Source organism: Arthrobacter sp. Bi26 (assembly GCF_918697925.1).
GTDB lineage: Bacteria > Actinomycetota > Actinomycetes > Actinomycetales > Micrococcaceae > Arthrobacter.
Map to the genome: position 1 here is coordinate 1 of NZ_CAKKMF010000209.1, position 1,282 is coordinate 1,282.

Below are 1,282 nucleotides of genomic sequence, written 5' to 3' on the forward strand. Positions count from 1 at the left end.
GCAGTCCCCTGCGCCGGAGCAGCCGCTTTTCGATCGGGGCGAACACAAGCAGTTCGATCAGGATGCCCACCGCGAGGATCAGCAGGATGGCGGACATGACGATGGTCATGTCGGACAGGACGCGGCCCTGGTCCAGCATGGAGCCCAGGCCAAAGCCGATGGTGCCGCCCACGGCGATGATTTCCGCTGCCATCAGCGAGCGCCAGGAGAACGCCCAGCCCTGCTTGAGGCCGCCGAGGTACCCGGGCAGGGCCGCCGGCAGGATGATCTGCAGGGCCAACTGGAGCCGGGACGCACCCAGGACCTTTCCGACGCTGCGGTACTGCGGCGGAATCTGGTCCACACCGGAGATCAGGCCGTTGATGATCGAGGGAATGGCACCCATGAAGACGACGAAATACACCGTGGCGTCGGTGAGGCCGAACCAGAGGATGGCTGCCGGCACCCAGGCAACCGACGGCAGGACCTGCAGCCCGGAGATCAGCGGCCCGAACGCGCGGCGCAGCGGTGCCACCTGGGCGAGCAGGAGCCCCACGGGAGTCGCGATGACCACGCTGATCAGGAAGCCCACGACGCCGCGCTGCAGCGAGGTCCAGACGGCCTCCTGCAGCTTGCCCTCGCCCCACAGGGTGCCGATCTGGCCGATGACATCCAGCGGGCCGGGCACGATGTCGCGCCGCTTGAAGCCCAGCGACACGTACAACTGCCAGAGGATGACCAGCACTGCGAGCGCAGCCACCGGCAGCAGGATCCGGCTCCAGTCGATGCGGGCCTTGCGGATGGAGTCGGACTGCAGGGAATCGAGGCCCGCCTCGAGCTCGCGCAGGTCTTCCTTGCCGCTGGAGGAACGGGTCAGGGCGGCGTGGACCTTGCGGGTCTCGGTCGGGGCTTCCGCTACGGGAAGTTGGTTACTTGGCATGGCGGCGGATCTCCTCGCGTAGCCGGGCGGTGATTTCGCCGGTGAGCTGGCCGGCCAGTCCGGCGTCGGTGCGGTGTTCTTCGCTGACGTGCCATTCCCGCACCACGCGGCCGGGCCGGGAGGAAAGCAGCAGCACACGCTGGCCAAGCCGGACGGCCTCGCGGACGTTGTGCGTGACGAAGACGATGGTCCGGCCGGTTTCCTTCCAGATGCGTTCGAGCTCGTCATGGAGGAGGTCCCGCGTAATCGCGTCCAGGGCCGCGAACGGCTCGTCCATGAGGAGCAGCTGCCGGTCCTGGGCCAGCGACCGGGCCAGGGACACGCGCTGGCGCATGCCGCCGGAAAGTTCGTGGGGCCGTTTGT

At 68.2% G+C, this 1,282-nt stretch carries 2 protein-coding genes; both read right to left on the bottom strand.

The genetic code is table 11. The annotated features are described in order from the left end of the window. Window positions 1-919, bottom strand: a 919-nt coding sequence (locus LQV16_RS23475; protein ID WP_229996228.1) for an ABC transporter permease, incomplete at its 3' end; no start/stop codon positions are given. Continuing rightward, window positions 909-1,282: ATP-binding cassette domain-containing protein (locus LQV16_RS23480; protein WP_229996229.1), on the bottom strand; the 374-nt coding region annotated here is incomplete at its 5' end. The genes LQV16_RS23480 and LQV16_RS23475, both read right to left, overlap by 11 nt.